A 14,763-nucleotide genomic window follows, 5' to 3' on the forward strand; every position below is an offset into this window, starting at 1 on the left:
TAATGCTGTCTTTCGGGCCACTCGTTTGGGGATGCGCGAATCCGGATGCTGTTGTCGTGACCCAGACAGACGTGAATCAGCCGACGCCGGTCCCCGCGCCGGACGCGGAGGCGCCGGAGCGGCGGCGTCGTATCCACCGCGCGTGGTTCGTCGCCGCCGTGACCTTTGTGACGATCATCGGCGCCGCGGCCTTCCGCTCCCTGCCGGGGCTCCTCATCGATCCGCTGCACGAGGAGTTCCACTGGTCGCGCGGCACGATCGGCCTCGCGGTCTCCATCAACCTCGCGCTGTACGGGCTCACCGCGCCATTCGCCGCCGCGCTCATGGACCGCTTCGGTATCCGCAAGGTCGTGGCCGTCGCGCTTGCCGTGATCGCGGTCGGCGCCGGTGCCACCGTGTGGATGCAGTCCGCCTGGCAGCTGCTGCTGTGCTGGGGGCTGCTCGTCGGGCTCGGCTCGGGGTCCATGGCGCTGGCCTTCGCCGCCACCGTCACCAACCGGTGGTTCACCACGCGGCGCGGCCTCGTCACCGGCATCCTGACCGCCGCGTCCGCCTCGGGGCAGCTGATCTTCCTGCCGCTGCTCTCCTGGATCGTGGAGACGCACGACTGGCGGCCCGCCGCGGTGACCGTCGCCCTCGCCGCGCTCGCCGTCGTCCCCTTCGTATGGCTGCTGCTGCGCGACCACCCGGCTGACGTGGGTCTGAAGCCGTACGGGGCGGAAGAGTTCGTGGCGAAGCCGCCGCCCGCGACGGGGGCCGCGCGGCGTGCGGTGACCGTGCTGTTCAAGGCCGCCCGCACCGGGCCGTTCTGGCTGCTCGCCGGGACCTTCGCCATCTGCGGCGCCTCGACGAACGGCCTGATCCAGACGCACTTCGTGCCCGCCGCGCACGACCACGGCATGCCGATCACGGCCGCCGCCTCGCTCCTCGCCGTCATCGGCGTCTTCGACGTCGTGGGCACGATCGCGTCCGGCTGGTTCACGGACCGCTTCGACGCGCGGCGGCTGCTCGCCGTGTACTACGCGCTCCGCGGTGTCTCGCTGCTCTTCCTGCCGCTCCTGCTCGACTCGGCCGTGCATCCGCCGATGGTCTTCTTCATCGTCTTCTACGGCCTCGACTGGGTGGCGACCGTGCCGCCGACCCTGGCTCTGTGCCGCGAGCAGTACGGCGACGACAGCGCCATCGTCTTCGGGTGGGTGCTCGCCTCGCACCAGGTGGGTGCCGCGCTGGTGGCCGTCATCGGCGGTGTCGTACGGGACGCCTTCGGGTCGTACGACGTGATGTGGATCGCCTCGGGGGCGCTGTGCGCGGCGGCGGCGCTGATGGCCCTGGTGATCCGGCGGGTGCGCGACGAGGCGGCGGTGCGGCCGCCGTCCGCGCTCACCTAGCGAGCGTGTCCAGTCCCTCGAACCTGCCGAACCGGCCCCGGTGGAACAGGAGCGGTTCGCCGTCGTCGGCGGCGCCGAGCGCGTCCACGCGGCCGACCACGATCAGGTGGTCGCCCCCTGTGTGCACCGCCTGGATCGTGCAGTCGATCCAGGCCGGTGCGCCGGCCAGGCGGGGCGAGCCGGTGACGGGCGCGGGGTCATGTGCGACGCCGGCGAACTTGTCGGCGCCGCTCACCGCGAAGCCGCGGCAGAGGGCGCCCTGGTCGGCGCCCAGGACGTTGACGCAGAAGACGCCCGCGCGGGCGATGCGCGGCCAGGTCGTCGACGTACGCGCGACCATGAACGAGACGAGGGGCGGGTCGAGGGAGAGCGAGGAGAAGGACTGGCAGGCGAATCCGGCCGGGCCCGGCTCGCCTTCGGCTGCCGGTGCCGTGACAACGGTCACGCCGGTCGCGAAGTTCCCCAGTACGCGCCGGAATTCACGCGCGTCGAGCGGCGCCCGCTCGTCGTCGCCGACCGCCCGCAGCTGGGGGCGCGGGAGGGCTTCGACCGGGCCGGTGGCGGTCGGCGCTCCGACCGACCTGAGATATCGGACGACGGTGGCCGCCATCCCTGCGTGTCCCATCACGTCTCCCATTGAAGCTGACGGGTCGTCAGATTGGAAGGGTGCGGAGCGCCGCATCGCGGGTCCGTCCAGTGCGGGCGTCGGCGGCGTCAGCGGCCCTCGTACGACGCCGGACGTCGCTCGACGAAGCTGGCCACGCCCTCGTTCGCGTCCGCCGTGGTCATGTTGATCTCCTGGGCCGCGGCCTCCGCCGCGAAGGCCGTCGCGCGGTCCGATTCGAGGGAGGCGTTGACCAGTTGCTTGGTCATGGCGATGGCGCGGGTCGGCCCGCTGGCCAGGCGCTGTGCCCAGGCGCGGGCGGTCTTCTCCAGCTCGCCCGCGGGTACGACGCGGTTGACGAGGCCGAGGCGTTCGGCGTCCGCGGCCGGTAGCGAGTCGCCGAAGAACATCAGCTCCTTCGCCCGCTGCGGCCCGACCAGACGCGGCAGCAGATAGGCCCCGCCCCCGTCCGGGACGAGCCCACGCCGCACGAACACCTCGATGAACTTGGCCTGTTCGGCGGCGATGACGAGGTCGCAGGCGAGCGCGAGATGCGCGCCGATCCCGGCGGCCGTCCCGTTCACCGCTGCGATCACCGGCTTCTCGCAGTCGAGCACGGCGGAGATGAGGCGCTGGGCGCCCAGCTTGATGGTGCGGGCCACGTCACCGGGTACGCGTTTGGCGGTGGCGGTGGCGGGGGCAGTGGCTCCGCGCAGGTCGGCGCCCGCGCAGAAGCCCTTGCCGGTCGCGGTGATCACGACGGCGCGGACGGCGGGGTCGGCGGAGGCGTCGGCGAGCAGCGAGATGACGCGTTCGCGCTGGTCCCAGGTGACGGCGTTCATGGCTTCGGGCCGGTTGAGGGTGATCCACGAGACGGCGTTGTCAGTGGCGTGGAGTACCAATGAGTCGAGGGGATCGGCTGGGTCGGTTCCGGCTTCGGGGGAGGGTGTCATGGCGCGGGGTACTCCATTTCGCTGCGGGGTGATCGGGTGGTTGGGCGGGGAGAAATCGCCGCGAAGCGGCGGCCTGAAGACCCGCTCAGCGGCAGACGGCAAGCGCGTCGAGGGCAACGGCCCCCTGCCCCCGGGGCAGCACCATCAAGGGGTTGATGTCCAGCTCCGCCAGTTCGTCACCCAGCTCAAGAGCCATCCGCTGCACCCGCAGCACGACCTCCACGAGCGCGTCGATGTCGGCCGGGGGCGCGCCCCGGACCCCGTCGAGCAGCGCCCTCCCGCGCAGCTCGGAGAGCATCGCGAGCGCCTGGGACTCCCCGAAGGGCGGCACCCGCACGGCCACGTCCCGCAGCACCTCCACCAGGACACCGCCGAGCCCCACCGTCACCGTCGGCCCGAACAGCTCGTCCTGCGTCACGCCTACCACCATCTCGACGCCCCGCTCCACCATCTGGCAGACGAGGACGCCGTCCAGGGCGATCCCTTCGTAGCGGGCGATGTCGGTCAGTTCCCGATAGGCGTCGCGCACCTGGCTTGCGGAGGTCAGGCCGACCTTCACCAGGCCGAGCTCGGTCTTGTGGGCAAGATGCGCACCGGACGCCTTCATCACCACGGGGTAGCCGACGAGCCCAGCCGCCCGCACGGCAGCCGCCGCACTGGTCACCAACTGCTCCCGGGGTACGCGAATCCCGTACGCGCGCAGCAGCTGCTTCGCCGCGTGCTCGCTCAGCTGCTGACCGGGCCGCATCAGGGCCTGTGCCTTGCGGAAGGACGGCGAGGGCGTGCGCGGCGCCTCGGCGAAGGGGGAGCGGTAGCGGGCGGTGAAGCGGTGGTGGTCCAGATAGGCGCGTACCGCTGTGATGCAGTTGGCGAAGGTGCGGAAGGTGGCGACCCGCGAGGAGCCGAGCAGCGTCGTGCGGTAGGCGTCCTCGGTGCCGACGGGCGAGCCCCACACCACGCACACCAGCTTGTCCGTCTGCTCCGCCGCGTCCACCAGGTCCTGCGCCAGCTTGTCGCTCATCGGCGGGAAGGGCCCGGTGATGGGACAGATCAGCACCCCCACCTCCGGATCGTCCAGGATCGCGTCGATGATCTTCCGGCCGCGCCAGTCGCCCACCGGGTGCCCGCCGTTGTCGACGGGGTTGGCGACGTTCAGGTAGTCCGGTATCCACTGGTGCAGCTCCGCCTGCTTGGCCTCCGAGAGGGCGGGAAGCCGCAGGCCCGCCTCGGTCGCCAGGTCAGAGAAGTGCGCGCCCGTGCCGCCCGAGATCGAATACACGACGACGCCCTCGGCCTGCGGAGCCCGCGCCCGCGCGAACAGGGCGGAGGTGTCCTGGAGTTCGTCGAGCCCGTCCACGCGGATCACGCCGTACTGCCGCATCGCCGCGTCGACGACCGCGTCGGCGCCGGTGAGCTTGCCGGTATGTGAGGCGGCCATGCGGGCGCCGGTCTCGGTGCGGCCGACCTTGACCGCGACGACGGGCACCCCGCGCTGGGCGGCGCGGTCGGCGGCGAGCAGGAAGGAGCGGCCGTCCTTGAGGCCCTCGACGTAGCAGGCGATGGCTCCGACCTCGGGGCGTTCGGCGAAGTAGGAGATGAAGTCGGCGGTCTCCAGGTCGGCTTCGTTGCCGGTGGGCGCCCAGTGCGAGAGGCGTACGCCGATCTCCTGCATCGTGAAGACGGGGCGGCCCTGGTGGCCGGACTGGGTGATCAGGGCGATCGCCGGTCCTTCGAGGTCGTCGCGGAACTTCTCGAAGGCGTTGAGGTTGGTGTTGGGCCCGAGCAGCCGCAGCCCGGAGCGCTCCACGGCGGCGGCCAGGCGGGCCTGTGCGGCAGCGCCCTCCGCGCCGGTCTCGGCGAACCCGGAGGCGAAGGCGACGGCGAACTTCACCTTGGACTCGGCGAGTTCCTCGATCACGGGAAGGGGGTCACTGACGAGGAGTACGGCCAGATCGACCTGTTCCGGCAGGTCCGCGACGGAGGGGAAGCAGGGGGTGCCGAAGACGGACTGGCGGGTGGGGTGCACGGGGTGCAGCCGGGAGCCGACCCGCTCGGCCCAGTCCATGAGCTGGCGGGTGATACCGGTGTTCGGCCGGCCTTCGGCGTCCGACGCGCCGATGACGGCGACGGACTCGGGGCGGAAGAACCGGTCCAGGTCCGGTATGTCGGCGTACAGGGGACGGCCGCTGACGTCCAGGTCGTCCGCCGTGCCGGCCTGTCCGTGGACGGCGGGTGCCGGGGCTTCGCCGCAGGCCACAACATGCGCGCGGCGGGGGTCGGTGGTGAAGGTGCCGTAAGTCGATCCAAGCATCGGTCCGCCCGCTCCTGTGGGAAAGGAATGCAACTGACGCATAGTCAGATTACTGAACTGACGCTGCGTCAGGAACACTGCTGCACGAAGAGTTGGGGCGGCCCTTTAGCAGTACCCATGGCTCCGGGGGCGTTACTCCCCTCCCGGCGATCTCGGTCGCCGGGAGGGTGCGGTACCGGCCACGGGGGCTATTCGTGAAGGGGTGTCGGTCGACTGCGGCGGCGTCGTGGCTGGTCGCGCAGTTCCCCGCGCCCCTTGCGGGGCCCGTTTCGTCAGCTCCCCGCGCCCGTGACGGGGTTAGCGGGCCCGGCGGGTTGCCACTGCCTTTGCGATCTTCTCTGCGTCGCGGGCCATTTCCCGGAGCATTCCGCTGATGGGGTTCGTGAAGCCGGTGAAGTAGAGGCCGGGGGCCGATTTCGGGGTGCGGGCGCCTCGGGCCAGCGGGTTGCCCTTCGCGTCGAGTACGCCGAGGTCGCCCAGGAGCGGTTCGAGGGCGCGGTGGTAGCCCGTGGCGGCGATGACCGCGTCGGGGCAGATCCGGGTGCCGTCGGCCAGGACGACCTTGCCGTCCTCGAAGGACTCGACGGCGGCGACGGGCTCGACCTTGCCCTTGCGCACCGCGTCGATCAGGCCGACGTCCTGTACCGGGATCGCGCCCTCGTTGACGCGGGAGTACAGGCCGGTCGAGGGGCGCGGCAGCCCCTGCGCGGCCAGATCGGGGACGCTCACCTTCGCGAGCGGCCCGGCGAGGCGGTCGACGAGCGCGACGGGCAGCCTGCGGCAGAGGATGCCCGTGCGCTGCGCGGGCCACCCCGCCGTGGAGCGGCGGACGATGTGGGGCGCGGTGCGCACCGCGAGGCGTACGCGCGCGGCGCCGCCCTCGACGAGGTCGACGGCGATCTCGGCGCCGGTGTTGCCGACGCCCACGACCAGGACGTCCTTGCCTTCGTAGGGGCGCGGCTCGCGGTAGGCGCTCGCGTGCAGGAGTTCGCCCGTGTACGTGTCGCGGCCCGGCCAGTCCGGCAGGCGGGGCGTGTGGTTGTAGCCGGTGGCGATCACCACCGCGCTGCCGGTCAGCTCGCGGCCGCCGGTGGCGTGCAGCAGCCAGCCGTCGCCGTCGGCGGCGCGTTGCAGGCGGGAGACCTCGACGCCGGTGACGATCTCCAGCTCGTGGAATTCGGCGTACTTCTCCAGGTAGCGGGCGACGTTGTCACGTGACACCCACCGTCCGAAGGCGCGCGGTATCGCGAGGCCCGGCAGCGCGGAGAGGCGTCGCGTCGTATGCAGGTGCAGGCGGTCGTAGTGGCCCCGCCAGGAGGCGCCGACCCGGTCGGACTTCTCGAGCACGACCGCGCGTACGCCTCGCGCACGCAGGGCGGCCGCCACGGAAAGGCCGCCGGGTCCGCCCCCGACGACGTATACGGGGCGGTCTTGGTGTGGCGTTTGTGGGGGAGTGGTGTCGGCCATGAACCTGAGAGTAATCACGTGGTCACTTGATGGGGGACGGTCAAGCCCCAAACCGGTTGCGAATTGATCACGGGTGTAGGCGGCGCGCCCGTGTCCATGGGCTTCGCGGCACGCAGGCGGGCCGACCCCGCGTACGGCCTCTTGCGTACGGCCCTTGCGCACGGGCCGGGCGTACGCTGAACTGACGTACCGTCAGAAACCCTTTCCCGGAACGGAAGAGGCCGCAGCATGGGCAGCACAGGGAACACCGTGAGCGCGGGGGATCCGCGGTTCGACCTCCCCGAGCCCGACGCGTTCACCCGCCCCTACTGGGAGGCGGCCGCGCGGGGAAACCTCCTGATCCGCCGCTGCGGCGGGTGCGGCAGGGCGCATCACTACCCGCGCGAATTCTGCCCGTACTGCTGGAGCGAGGACGGCGCCTGGGAGACGGCGAGCGGCCACGCCACGCTCTACACCTGGTCCGTGGTGCACAGGAACGACCTGCCGCCGTTCGGCTCCCGCGTGCCCTACGTCGCCGCGGTCGTCGACCTCGCCGAAGGCCCCCGCATGATGACCGAGGTCGTCGACTGCGAGGAGTCCGGGCTGCGGATCGGGATGGCGCTGGAGGTGGCGTTCCGCGAGGCGGGCGCAGGCGAGGCGGGCGCAGGCGAGACGGGCGAAGGGGGGACGGGCGGAGGGGTGACGGTGCCGGTCTTCCGGCCGGCGGGGTGATCGGGGCGGTGGCGTAATGCGCTTCTGCTGACGACGGGGTGCGGGGGAGTATGAGCCATGGCCTCCTCAGACCCGTACGCCACCTGGCAGCTGACGCCCGACCTGGAGCAGTTCCTCTCCGTGGCCGGGGAGTTCCTGCGCTCCGACCCCGCCACGCACACCGTGCTGCTCACCGCCTGCGAGACCCTGCGCACGCAGGGGCTCCACGTGTACGGGGACGGCGTACCCCACTTCGGGATACGCGCCGCAGGCGACGGCATCGTGGAGGGGGTCTTCGTGTGGACCCCGCCGCACCGGCTGGCCCTGAGCCCGCTCGCCGACAAGGCGGCCGTCGACGACCTCGCCGCGCTGCTCTACGACGCGGGCGAGAAGCTGACCGGCGCCGGTGCCGAGCGGGACACCGCCGAGGCGTTCGCGCGGGCCTGGCAGCGCCACACGGGGACGACCGCCGAAGTCGCCGTCCACGACAGGCTGTACCGCCTGGGCACCCTCACCCCGCCCGCACCCGCCCCGCAGGGCGCGGCCCGCGTCGTCACCGAGGCGGACCGGGAGCTGCTGATCCGCTGGCACCGGGAGTTCGGGGAGGCCTTGGGCGAGCCCCGCGCGATGGCCTCCGGTACCTGGGCCGACTCCCGCATCGCCTACGGAGGCATCACCCTCTGGGAAACCCCCGACGGCACCCCCGTGGCCATGGCGGGCCGCACCCGCCGGGTCGCGGGCCAGGTCCGTGTGGCCCCCGTCTACACCCCGGCGGCCCACCGCGGCCGTGGCTACGCGGGCGCCGCGACAGCCGAGGTCAGCCGCGCCGCGCTGGCCGAAGGGGCATCGGAGGTACTCCTCTTCGCCGACTCCGCCAACCCCACGAGCACGGGCCTCTACGAACGCCTCGGTTTCCGCCCGGTACGGGACTTCGCGCAGTACGACTTCGGGCACTGACTTTCGTCAGGCGGTGCGGGTGCGGGACCTCACGGCCAGAGCAGCTCCCTGACCCAGCCTCCGTCCGCGTCCCTCCGGTAGCGCAGCCGCACGTGCCGGCGCCGCGCGTCCCCTTGGAAGAACTCGACCTCGTCCGGTTCGAGCACGTACAGCGTCCAGCTCGGCGCCGGGGCGTCCGGCTCGGCCTGGGCGTGCTCCCAGGCGGCCTGGCTCGCGGCCACCAGGTCTCCGTACGACGGCAGTACTTCGCTCTGCCTGCCGACCAGGGCCGACGCCAGCGCCCCCGGCGAACGGCGGGCGAGGTCGGCGCGGCTCTCGGCGGGGCCCGCCGTCGTGACCCGGCCGCGCACCCGGACCTGGCGGGCCTGCGCGGGCCAGTAGAACCCGAGCGCGGCATCGGGGCGTGCCGCGAGCTGGCGGCCCTTCGCGCTGCCCGCGTGCGAGCCGAAGTGCCAGCCGGACTCGTCCGCGTCGTGCAGCATCAGCGTCCGTACGTCGGGGCGGCCCGACTCGTCCGCCGTCGCGAGGGTCATGGTGTGCGGCTCCACCTGACCCGCCTCGGCCACGTCCACGAACCACTGCCAGAAGAGGGGCAGCGGGGCGGCGGGGGCGGCATCCGGGTCGAACGGGGGCAGCTCGGTGTCCCATACGCGAAGGGAGCGCAGGAGCGCGCGGCCGTGGGTGGTGTCGTCGGGCCGGCTGTCATCGGGCCGGGGGTTGCCGGGCCGGGGGGCGGATTCGTTCATCCGGCGAATCTACGGGAGCGGTCGTCGTGTCCGGCTGAGGCCGAAGCTCCGGATGCGGATGTTCGGCGAAGCCGTCATGCCGGTGACGGCCACTGAACTCGCCTTATAGGTATGGAACTTGGGCGTCCGAATGCGATCTCACCAAACATGTTGCACGCACGTGAAATCTTCAACATGATCCCCCTGCGTCACTTCCGCACCATGACTGACCGCAGGGGAAGGAAGAACGACATGCGCAAAATCGCAGCACTTCTGACCACGGGGGCCGCAGCCGTCTCGCTGCTGGGCGCGGGCGCCGTCAGCGCGCAGGCCCAGGCCGAAGCCTGGCAGTACATCGCCACGTACTCCAGCCAGAGCAAGTGCATCGACGCCGGACAGAGTTACGTCCGCGAGGGCTTCAACAAGTACCGGTGCGACCCGAAGCCCGGTGGCACCGGCTACTACAAGCTGTACGTTTCCTGACCGGTGCCGGGCGGGGCCCCTCAGCCCCGCCCCAGCACCACCGTTCCCGACGAGCAGAACCAGCCGCCCGTTCCCGACGCCACCGCCACCTCCGGCAGTCTTCCTCCCGCCTTGCGCACCTGGCGGCCCTCGCCCGCCTCGCCGCGCAGTTGGCGTACCGCCTCCACCAGCAGGAACAGGCCCCGCATCCCGGGGTGCTGGGCCGAGAGGCCGCCGCCGTCCGTATTGGTCGGGAGTTCGCCGTCCCGCAGCAGGCGGCCCTTCTCCACGAACGCGCCGCCCTCGCCCTTCGCGCAGAACCCCAGGTCCTCAAGGGTCACCAGGGTCATATAGGTGAAGGCGTCGTAGATCTGTGCCACGTCGACGTCCCCGGGGCGCACACCCGCCCGCTCGAACGCCAGGCGGCCGCTCACCGCCGCCGGGGAGACGGTGAAGTCCTCCCACTCCGACATCGTGGTGTGCGAGACGTGCTCGCCGGTGCCGAGCACCCAGACGGGCGTCGAGGCGCAGTCGGCCACGTACTCCTCGGCCGCGAGGAGCACCGCGCATCCGCCGTCGGAACGTATGCAGCAGTGCAGTTTGGTGAAGGGGTCCGCGATCATCGGGCCGCTCAGGACCTCGTCGACGGTGATCGGGGTGCGGTACATCGCGTCGGGATTGGTCGCCGCGTTCGCCCGCGCCTGCACGGCCACGGAGGCGAGTTGTTCGAGCGTCGTGCCGTACTCGTGCATGTGGCGGCGCGCGGCCATCGCGTACTTGGAGATCAGGGAGTGGCCGTAGGGGACCTCGAACTGGAGGGGGCCGCGGGCTCCGAAGGAGAGGTTCGACGTGCGCCGCCTCGCCTTGATGTCGGCCCTGGCCGTCGATCCGTAGACGAGGAGTACGGCGTTCGCGCGGCCCGCGGCGATCGCGTCCGCCGCGTGCGCCGCCATGACCTCCCAGGTGGAGCCGCCCACGGAGGTGGAGTCGACCCAGCGCGGTTTGAGGCCCAGATACTCGGCGACCTCGACCGGGGCGAGCGTGCCGAGGCCCGCGGACGCGATGCCGTCGATGACCTCGCGGCCCAGGCCCGAATCGGCAAGGGCGCGGCGGGCCGCCTGGGCGTGCAGGGCGTAAGGGGTGGCCTCGTCGACGCGGCCGCAGTCGGAGAGGGATATGCCGACGACGGCCACCTTGCGCGGGCGGGTCGACGGGCCCGCGCCCGAACGGGCCCCGGAAGGGCTTGGAGGAAGGGGAGTTGGCATAAATCTGACGGTACATCAGATGTGGATGCCGCAGGGAGGTGTCGGGTGGCGTCGTGGCCCTGTGCATCTGTCCGGCGCGGTCTTAGCATGACGGCCCGTCAGATCAGGGTCGGCGGACATGGCCGCCACCCCGGGGAGGAGCCCGCCGATGGACGCCGCCTTCACCGCGGAGCAGGAAGAAATCCGCCGCACTCTTCGTGAGCTGGTCACCAAACGCTGCGGCCCGGACGAGGTGAAGACCGCGGTCCGCACCCCCGCCGGGTACGACACCGCCCTCTGGTCCGCCCTCGCCGAACAGCTCGGACTGCCGGGCATCGCCCTTCCCGAGGCGTACGGGGGAGTGGGCTGCGGCCCGGCGGAGCTCGCCCTCGGCAGCGAGGAGCTTGGCCGCGCCCTCACCCCCTCGCCCCTCTTCGCCACCGCCGCGCTCGCCGCCCCGCTGCTCCAGAGCCTGGGCACCGAGGAGCAGCGGTCACAGCTGCTGCCGCGCATCGCGGCCGGTGGCCTCACCGCCGCGCTCGCCGTGCCCGGCACCGGGCTCGCCACCGCGCTCGGGCTCGTCGGCGACAACCTCGGCGACTGGTCGGGCGGCGGCCGTGCGGGCGGCGTGCAGGCCAAGCTCGCGGACGACGGGGTCTGGCGGCTCTACGGCCAGGCCGAGCAGGTGCTCGACGGGCACAGCGCGGGGCTGCTCGTCGTGGCCGCGCACACGGGGGGCTTCGCCCGTTCCAGGACGCTGCTCTATCTGGTGCCCGAGGACGCGGCTGGGCTCGTACGCACCCGGCAGACCTCTCTCGACGAGACCAGGCCGCAGGCCCGCGTCGAGCTGCGTGACGTGGCGGCCGAGCTGCTCGGAGCCGCCGACGACGCCGATGTGCCGGGCGCCCTTGCCGCGGTCGGCGACCGTGCGGCCACCGTGCTCGCCGCCGAGGCCGTGGGCGCCGCGGACCGGGCCCTGGAACGGACCGTCGAGTACGTGAAGCAGCGCGAGCAGTTCGGCCGGGCGATCGGCTCCTTCCAGGCCGTGAAGCACCGGCTCGCGGACGTGTACGTACAGGTGCAGGCCGCTCGGTCGGCCGCCTATTACGCGGCGTGGGCCGCTGGGGCCGGCTCGGAGCAGGCGGGAGCGGGGGCGGCCGAGCGGGTGGGCGGGCTCGCGCTCGCGCAGGCGCTCGACGCGCTGCGGACCGCCGCTTCGGAGGCCGTGCAATTGCACGGCGGCATCGGCTTCACCTGGGAGCATGAGGCGCATCTGTACTTCAAGCGGGCGTCGAGCGACGAGCTGCTCTTCGGGCCCGCGCACCGGCTGCGGGCACGCGCGGCGGAACAGGCCGAGCTGTTCGCCGCCGCGAAAGCGCCGGCTCCGGGACCCGCGCGGCCGACGGCGGCCGTCTGATGGCGCCCGGCATCCGGCTCGTGCAGAAGGTGTCGTCCACCAGGGTCTTCGCCAGGATCGCGCCGCACGTCGTGCCCGCGATGGACCGTACGGTGCACCGCCTCACGCGCGGCAAGGTGCTGCTCAGCGCGCAGATGCTGCCGGGAGTGATCCTGACGGCGCGCGGCGCCAAGAGCGGGCTGCCGCGGCGCACACCGCTGGCCTGCATGCCCGAGGAGTCGGGGAGTTGGCTGCTCGTCGGCTCCAACTTCGGACGGCCGGGGCATCCCGCCTGGACGGGCAACCTCATCGCCCACCCGGACGCCGACGTCAACTGGCGCGGCGCGGACATTCCGGTCAGGGCGCGGCTGTTGGAGGGAGACGAGCGGGCGGCCGCCTGGGAGGCGGCGCTGAAATTCTGGCCGCCCTACGCGACCTACCAGTCCCGCGTGGAGCGGGAGATCCGCCTGTTCCGCCTGGAAAGGCGTACGGACCAGGCATAAGGGGTGCTTTGGCGGCCGGGCCGTCCGGGGAACACAGCGGCGGACCACTGGAACACCGTGATCCGCCGCTGAGGTGACAGGACTTGGGAAAGCGTCAGAAGTGCGTTGCGGGATGCCCTACTTCGTCGGCTTCTTTCCTGTTACGCCCAGATGTACCAACAGTGCGAGGTTGGGCTTCAGTTCGGCCTGCTTGACGCCCCACGTCTGGAAGCCGCGCTGGTGCGAGGCGACCGCGGCGAGCATCGCCACCAGGGAGCCCGCCATCGCCGCGGGGTTCACGTCCTTGTCGACCTTGCCCTTGGCCTGGAGCTCCTTGACGGTGTCCGTAAGGGAGTTGTTGACCGAGTTCAGGATCTTCATGCGGAGCTTGTAGAAGCGTTTGTCGCCCTCGGCCGCGCCCAGATCGACGACCCGGAGGATCGCGTCGTTCTTGCGCCAGAATTCGAGGAAGCCCTCGACCAGCTCCTGCGAGGTCTGCCATCCGGCCTTGCCGACCCAGGAGCGCCCGTCGAGGAGCTGGGTCAACTCGGCACCCTCCACCGCCATTTGCTCGGCGATTTCGAGGACGGCGCCTTCCACGTCGGGGAAGTACTGATAGAAGGTCGCGGGTGAAGTCCCCGCCTTCCGGGCGACGTCGATGACTTTGACGTCCCGGTAGGGCGAGGAGCTGAGCATCTCGCTGAGGCAGTCGAGCAGCTTCTGACGCGTCGCCTGACCGCGCCGACCGGCCACGCGGCCGTCGACGGTACGTACCTGTCCTGTCATGCCGTCAGCTTACCGAGGGGTGATCGGAGCGCGATTCGGCCGAGTGCAAATGGGGTTGGGGGCGGAGTTGAGGGCGGTATTCCGCTCCGCTCCGCGCGCTGCTCCGGCGCCCCGCAATAAATAGCTCATGCGTTCGAATCAGGTTTCGCTCACATATCTCCTTCTTCTCCACGCCTTCTTTGTCCCACAACACCCCGATCCCGCCCCGGGTTCGCAACCGCCGCCCCGGACAGGAAGAATCAGGGTGCGTGCCGCCGGAGCGGCTCGGTGGTGAGACGCTGCACGGGGCCGCTCATACGGCGCCCGGGTACGGGGAGGTGGCAGGGCAAGTGGTGGATCAGCTGACGCAGCACGATCCGAGGCGGATCGGCCCGTTCGAGGTGCTCGGCCGGCTCGGAGCCGGTGGCATGGGCCTTGTCTACCTCGCGCGCTCCGCGTCAGGGCGGCGCGTGGCGATCAAGACGGTCAGGACCGAGCTCGCCGAGGACCAGCTGTTCCGCGTCCGCTTCACGCGCGAGGTCGAAGCGGCACGGGCCGTGTCCGGGTTCTATACGGCCGCTGTCGTGGACGCCGATCCGCGCGCGGCGGTGCCGTGGCTGGCCACCGCGTACGTACCGGCCCCCTCGCTCGAAGAAATAGTGAATGAACACGGGCCGCTGCCCACCCAGGCAGTGCGCTGGCTCGCGGCCGGCGTCGCCGAGGCCCTGGAGTCCATCCACGGCGCGGGCCTCGTCCACCGTGACCTCAAGCCCTCGAACGTCCTCGTGGTGGAGGACGGGCCGCGCGTGATCGACTTCGGCATCGCGTCCGGTGTCTCGAACACCCGCCTGACCATGACGAACGTCGCCGTGGGCACGCCCGCGTACATGTCGCCCGAGCAGGCGAAGGACTCACGCAGCGTGACCGGCGCGAGTGATGTGTTCTCGCTCGGCTCGATGCTGGTCTTCGCCGCCACCGGGCACGCGCCCTTCCACGGGGCCAACCCCGTCGAGACCGTCTTCATGCTCCTTCGCGAGGGCCCTGACCTGGCCGGACTCCCGGACGAGCTGCGTCCGCTCATCGAGACGTGCATGCAGATGGAGGCGCCGCTGCGGCCCAGCCCCGCCGACCTCCAGGCCCAGCTCGCCCCGCATCTCTTCGCTTCGGAGAGTGCGGACGGCGACAGCGGGACCGCCTCCGCGTGGCTGCCGGAGCGGGCCGTCGCGCTGATCGAGTCCCGGCGGGGCGGGCGTCCGCCCGCGCGGGCCGCGCTCGCGTCCTCCGGGCGCAGTGGCGGGCGCGGTGGCGGCGCTCCCGCC

General features: G+C 71.8%; 14 protein-coding genes. 7 read left to right on the forward strand and 7 right to left on the reverse strand.

Annotated elements, in window-relative coordinates:
• Window positions 1-2: 2 nt before the first annotated feature.
• A complete protein-coding gene (locus ACQKIP_RS02375; protein ID WP_365860408.1) occupies window positions 3-1,388 on the forward strand; it encodes an MFS transporter in 1,386 nt (461 codons plus the stop codon).
• Here ACQKIP_RS02375 and ACQKIP_RS02380 read toward each other — a convergent pair.
• From ACQKIP_RS02380 to ACQKIP_RS02395, 4 genes are all read right to left on the reverse strand, one after another.
• A complete protein-coding gene (locus ACQKIP_RS02380; protein ID WP_365860409.1) occupies window positions 1,381-2,013 on the reverse strand; it encodes a flavin reductase family protein in 633 nt (210 codons plus the stop codon). The genes ACQKIP_RS02375 and ACQKIP_RS02380 overlap by 8 nt on opposite strands.
• A gap of 89 nt (window positions 2,014-2,102) precedes the next feature.
• Window positions 2,103-2,945: an enoyl-CoA hydratase/isomerase family protein gene (locus ACQKIP_RS02385; protein ID WP_365860410.1), complete on the reverse strand. Its 843-nt coding sequence runs from the start codon at window positions 2,943-2,945 to the stop codon at window positions 2,103-2,105.
• 85 nt (window positions 2,946-3,030) lie between these two features.
• Window positions 3,031-5,256 carry an acetate--CoA ligase family protein gene (locus ACQKIP_RS02390; RefSeq protein WP_365860411.1) on the reverse strand — a complete coding sequence of 742 codons (2,226 nt, stop codon included), beginning with the start codon at window positions 5,254-5,256 and terminating at the stop codon, window positions 3,031-3,033.
• 297 nt (window positions 5,257-5,553) lie between these two features.
• Window positions 5,554-6,723 (reverse strand): flavin-containing monooxygenase, encoded by a 1,170-nt coding sequence (locus tag ACQKIP_RS02395; protein ID WP_365860412.1) that lies wholly within the window; start codon window positions 6,721-6,723, stop codon window positions 5,554-5,556.
• Between the two features lie 228 nt (window positions 6,724-6,951).
• On the opposite strand from ACQKIP_RS02395, the gene ACQKIP_RS02400 reads away from it, so the two are divergent.
• Both ACQKIP_RS02400 and ACQKIP_RS02405 read left to right on the forward strand, forming a co-directional pair.
• Complete coding sequence (locus ACQKIP_RS02400; protein WP_365860413.1) at window positions 6,952-7,434, forward strand: Zn-ribbon domain-containing OB-fold protein; 483 nt, start codon at window positions 6,952-6,954, stop codon at window positions 7,432-7,434.
• Window positions 7,435-7,491: 57 nt separating this feature from the next.
• Window positions 7,492-8,370 (forward strand): GNAT family N-acetyltransferase, encoded by an 879-nt coding sequence (locus ACQKIP_RS02405; RefSeq protein ID WP_365860414.1) that lies wholly within the window; start codon window positions 7,492-7,494, stop codon window positions 8,368-8,370.
• Window positions 8,371-8,399: 29 nt separating this feature from the next.
• On the opposite strand, the gene ACQKIP_RS02410 is transcribed toward ACQKIP_RS02405, so the two are convergent.
• Window positions 8,400-9,116: a pyridoxine/pyridoxamine 5'-phosphate oxidase gene (locus tag ACQKIP_RS02410; RefSeq protein ID WP_365860415.1), complete on the reverse strand. Its 717-nt coding sequence runs from the start codon at window positions 9,114-9,116 to the stop codon at window positions 8,400-8,402.
• Between the two features lie 231 nt (window positions 9,117-9,347).
• On the opposite strand from ACQKIP_RS02410, the gene ACQKIP_RS02415 reads away from it, so the two are divergent.
• Window positions 9,348-9,578 carry a hypothetical protein gene (locus ACQKIP_RS02415; RefSeq protein WP_365860416.1) on the forward strand — a complete coding sequence of 77 codons (231 nt, stop codon included), beginning with the start codon at window positions 9,348-9,350 and terminating at the stop codon, window positions 9,576-9,578.
• A gap of 20 nt (window positions 9,579-9,598) precedes the next feature.
• Here the strand turns inward: ACQKIP_RS02415 and ACQKIP_RS02420 are convergent, their stop codons facing one another.
• On the reverse strand, window positions 9,599-10,822 hold the full coding sequence (locus tag ACQKIP_RS02420; protein WP_365860417.1) for a thiolase C-terminal domain-containing protein: 1,224 nt from the start codon (window positions 10,820-10,822) through the stop codon (window positions 9,599-9,601).
• 148 nt (window positions 10,823-10,970) lie between these two features.
• Between ACQKIP_RS02420 and ACQKIP_RS02425 the strand changes: the two genes are divergently transcribed.
• Complete coding sequence (locus ACQKIP_RS02425; RefSeq protein WP_365860418.1) at window positions 10,971-12,218, forward strand: acyl-CoA dehydrogenase family protein; 1,248 nt, start codon at window positions 10,971-10,973, stop codon at window positions 12,216-12,218.
• A complete protein-coding gene (locus tag ACQKIP_RS02430) occupies window positions 12,218-12,700 on the forward strand; it encodes a nitroreductase family deazaflavin-dependent oxidoreductase (protein WP_365860419.1) in 483 nt (160 codons plus the stop codon). Before ACQKIP_RS02425 ends, ACQKIP_RS02430 begins: the two co-directional genes overlap by 1 nt.
• Window positions 12,701-12,817: 117 nt before the next feature.
• Here the strand turns inward: ACQKIP_RS02430 and ACQKIP_RS02435 are convergent, their stop codons facing one another.
• A complete protein-coding gene (locus ACQKIP_RS02435) occupies window positions 12,818-13,465 on the reverse strand; it encodes a TetR family transcriptional regulator (RefSeq protein ID WP_365860420.1) in 648 nt (215 codons plus the stop codon).
• A 329-nt stretch (window positions 13,466-13,794) separates the two neighbouring features.
• Between ACQKIP_RS02435 and ACQKIP_RS02440 the strand changes: the two genes are divergently transcribed.
• The coding region (locus ACQKIP_RS02440) for a serine/threonine-protein kinase (protein ID WP_427741961.1) at window positions 13,795-14,763 on the forward strand (969 nt) is incomplete at its 3' end.

Source organism: Streptomyces sp. NPDC059900, from assembly GCF_050270335.1.
Taxonomy (GTDB): domain Bacteria; phylum Actinomycetota; class Actinomycetes; order Streptomycetales; family Streptomycetaceae; genus Streptomyces.

What these genes read in the sequence shown, in the direction of transcription:
- ACQKIP_RS02375 (WP_365860408.1), top strand. Translation starts at nt 3, where the DNA reads ATGCTGTCTTTCGGGCCACTCGTTTGGGGATGCGCGAATCCGGATGCT.
- ACQKIP_RS02380 (WP_365860409.1), bottom strand. Translation starts at nt 2,013, where the DNA reads ATGGGACACGCAGGGATGGCGGCCACCGTCGTCCGATATCTCAGGTCG.
- ACQKIP_RS02385 (WP_365860410.1), bottom strand. Translation starts at nt 2,945, where the DNA reads ATGACACCCTCCCCCGAAGCCGGAACCGACCCAGCCGATCCCCTCGAC.
- ACQKIP_RS02390 (WP_365860411.1), bottom strand. Translation starts at nt 5,256, where the DNA reads ATGCTTGGATCGACTTACGGCACCTTCACCACCGACCCCCGCCGCGCG.
- ACQKIP_RS02395 (WP_365860412.1), bottom strand. Translation starts at nt 6,723, where the DNA reads ATGGCCGACACCACTCCCCCACAAACGCCACACCAAGACCGCCCCGTA.
- ACQKIP_RS02400 (WP_365860413.1), top strand. Translation starts at nt 6,952, where the DNA reads ATGGGCAGCACAGGGAACACCGTGAGCGCGGGGGATCCGCGGTTCGAC.
- ACQKIP_RS02405 (WP_365860414.1), top strand. Translation starts at nt 7,492, where the DNA reads ATGGCCTCCTCAGACCCGTACGCCACCTGGCAGCTGACGCCCGACCTG.
- ACQKIP_RS02410 (WP_365860415.1), bottom strand. Translation starts at nt 9,116, where the DNA reads ATGAACGAATCCGCCCCCCGGCCCGGCAACCCCCGGCCCGATGACAGC.
- ACQKIP_RS02415 (WP_365860416.1), top strand. Translation starts at nt 9,348, where the DNA reads ATGCGCAAAATCGCAGCACTTCTGACCACGGGGGCCGCAGCCGTCTCG.
- ACQKIP_RS02420 (WP_365860417.1), bottom strand. Translation starts at nt 10,822, where the DNA reads ATGCCAACTCCCCTTCCTCCAAGCCCTTCCGGGGCCCGTTCGGGCGCG.
- ACQKIP_RS02425 (WP_365860418.1), top strand. Translation starts at nt 10,971, where the DNA reads ATGGACGCCGCCTTCACCGCGGAGCAGGAAGAAATCCGCCGCACTCTT.
- ACQKIP_RS02430 (WP_365860419.1), top strand. Translation starts at nt 12,218, where the DNA reads ATGGCGCCCGGCATCCGGCTCGTGCAGAAGGTGTCGTCCACCAGGGTC.
- ACQKIP_RS02435 (WP_365860420.1), bottom strand. Translation starts at nt 13,465, where the DNA reads ATGACAGGACAGGTACGTACCGTCGACGGCCGCGTGGCCGGTCGGCGC.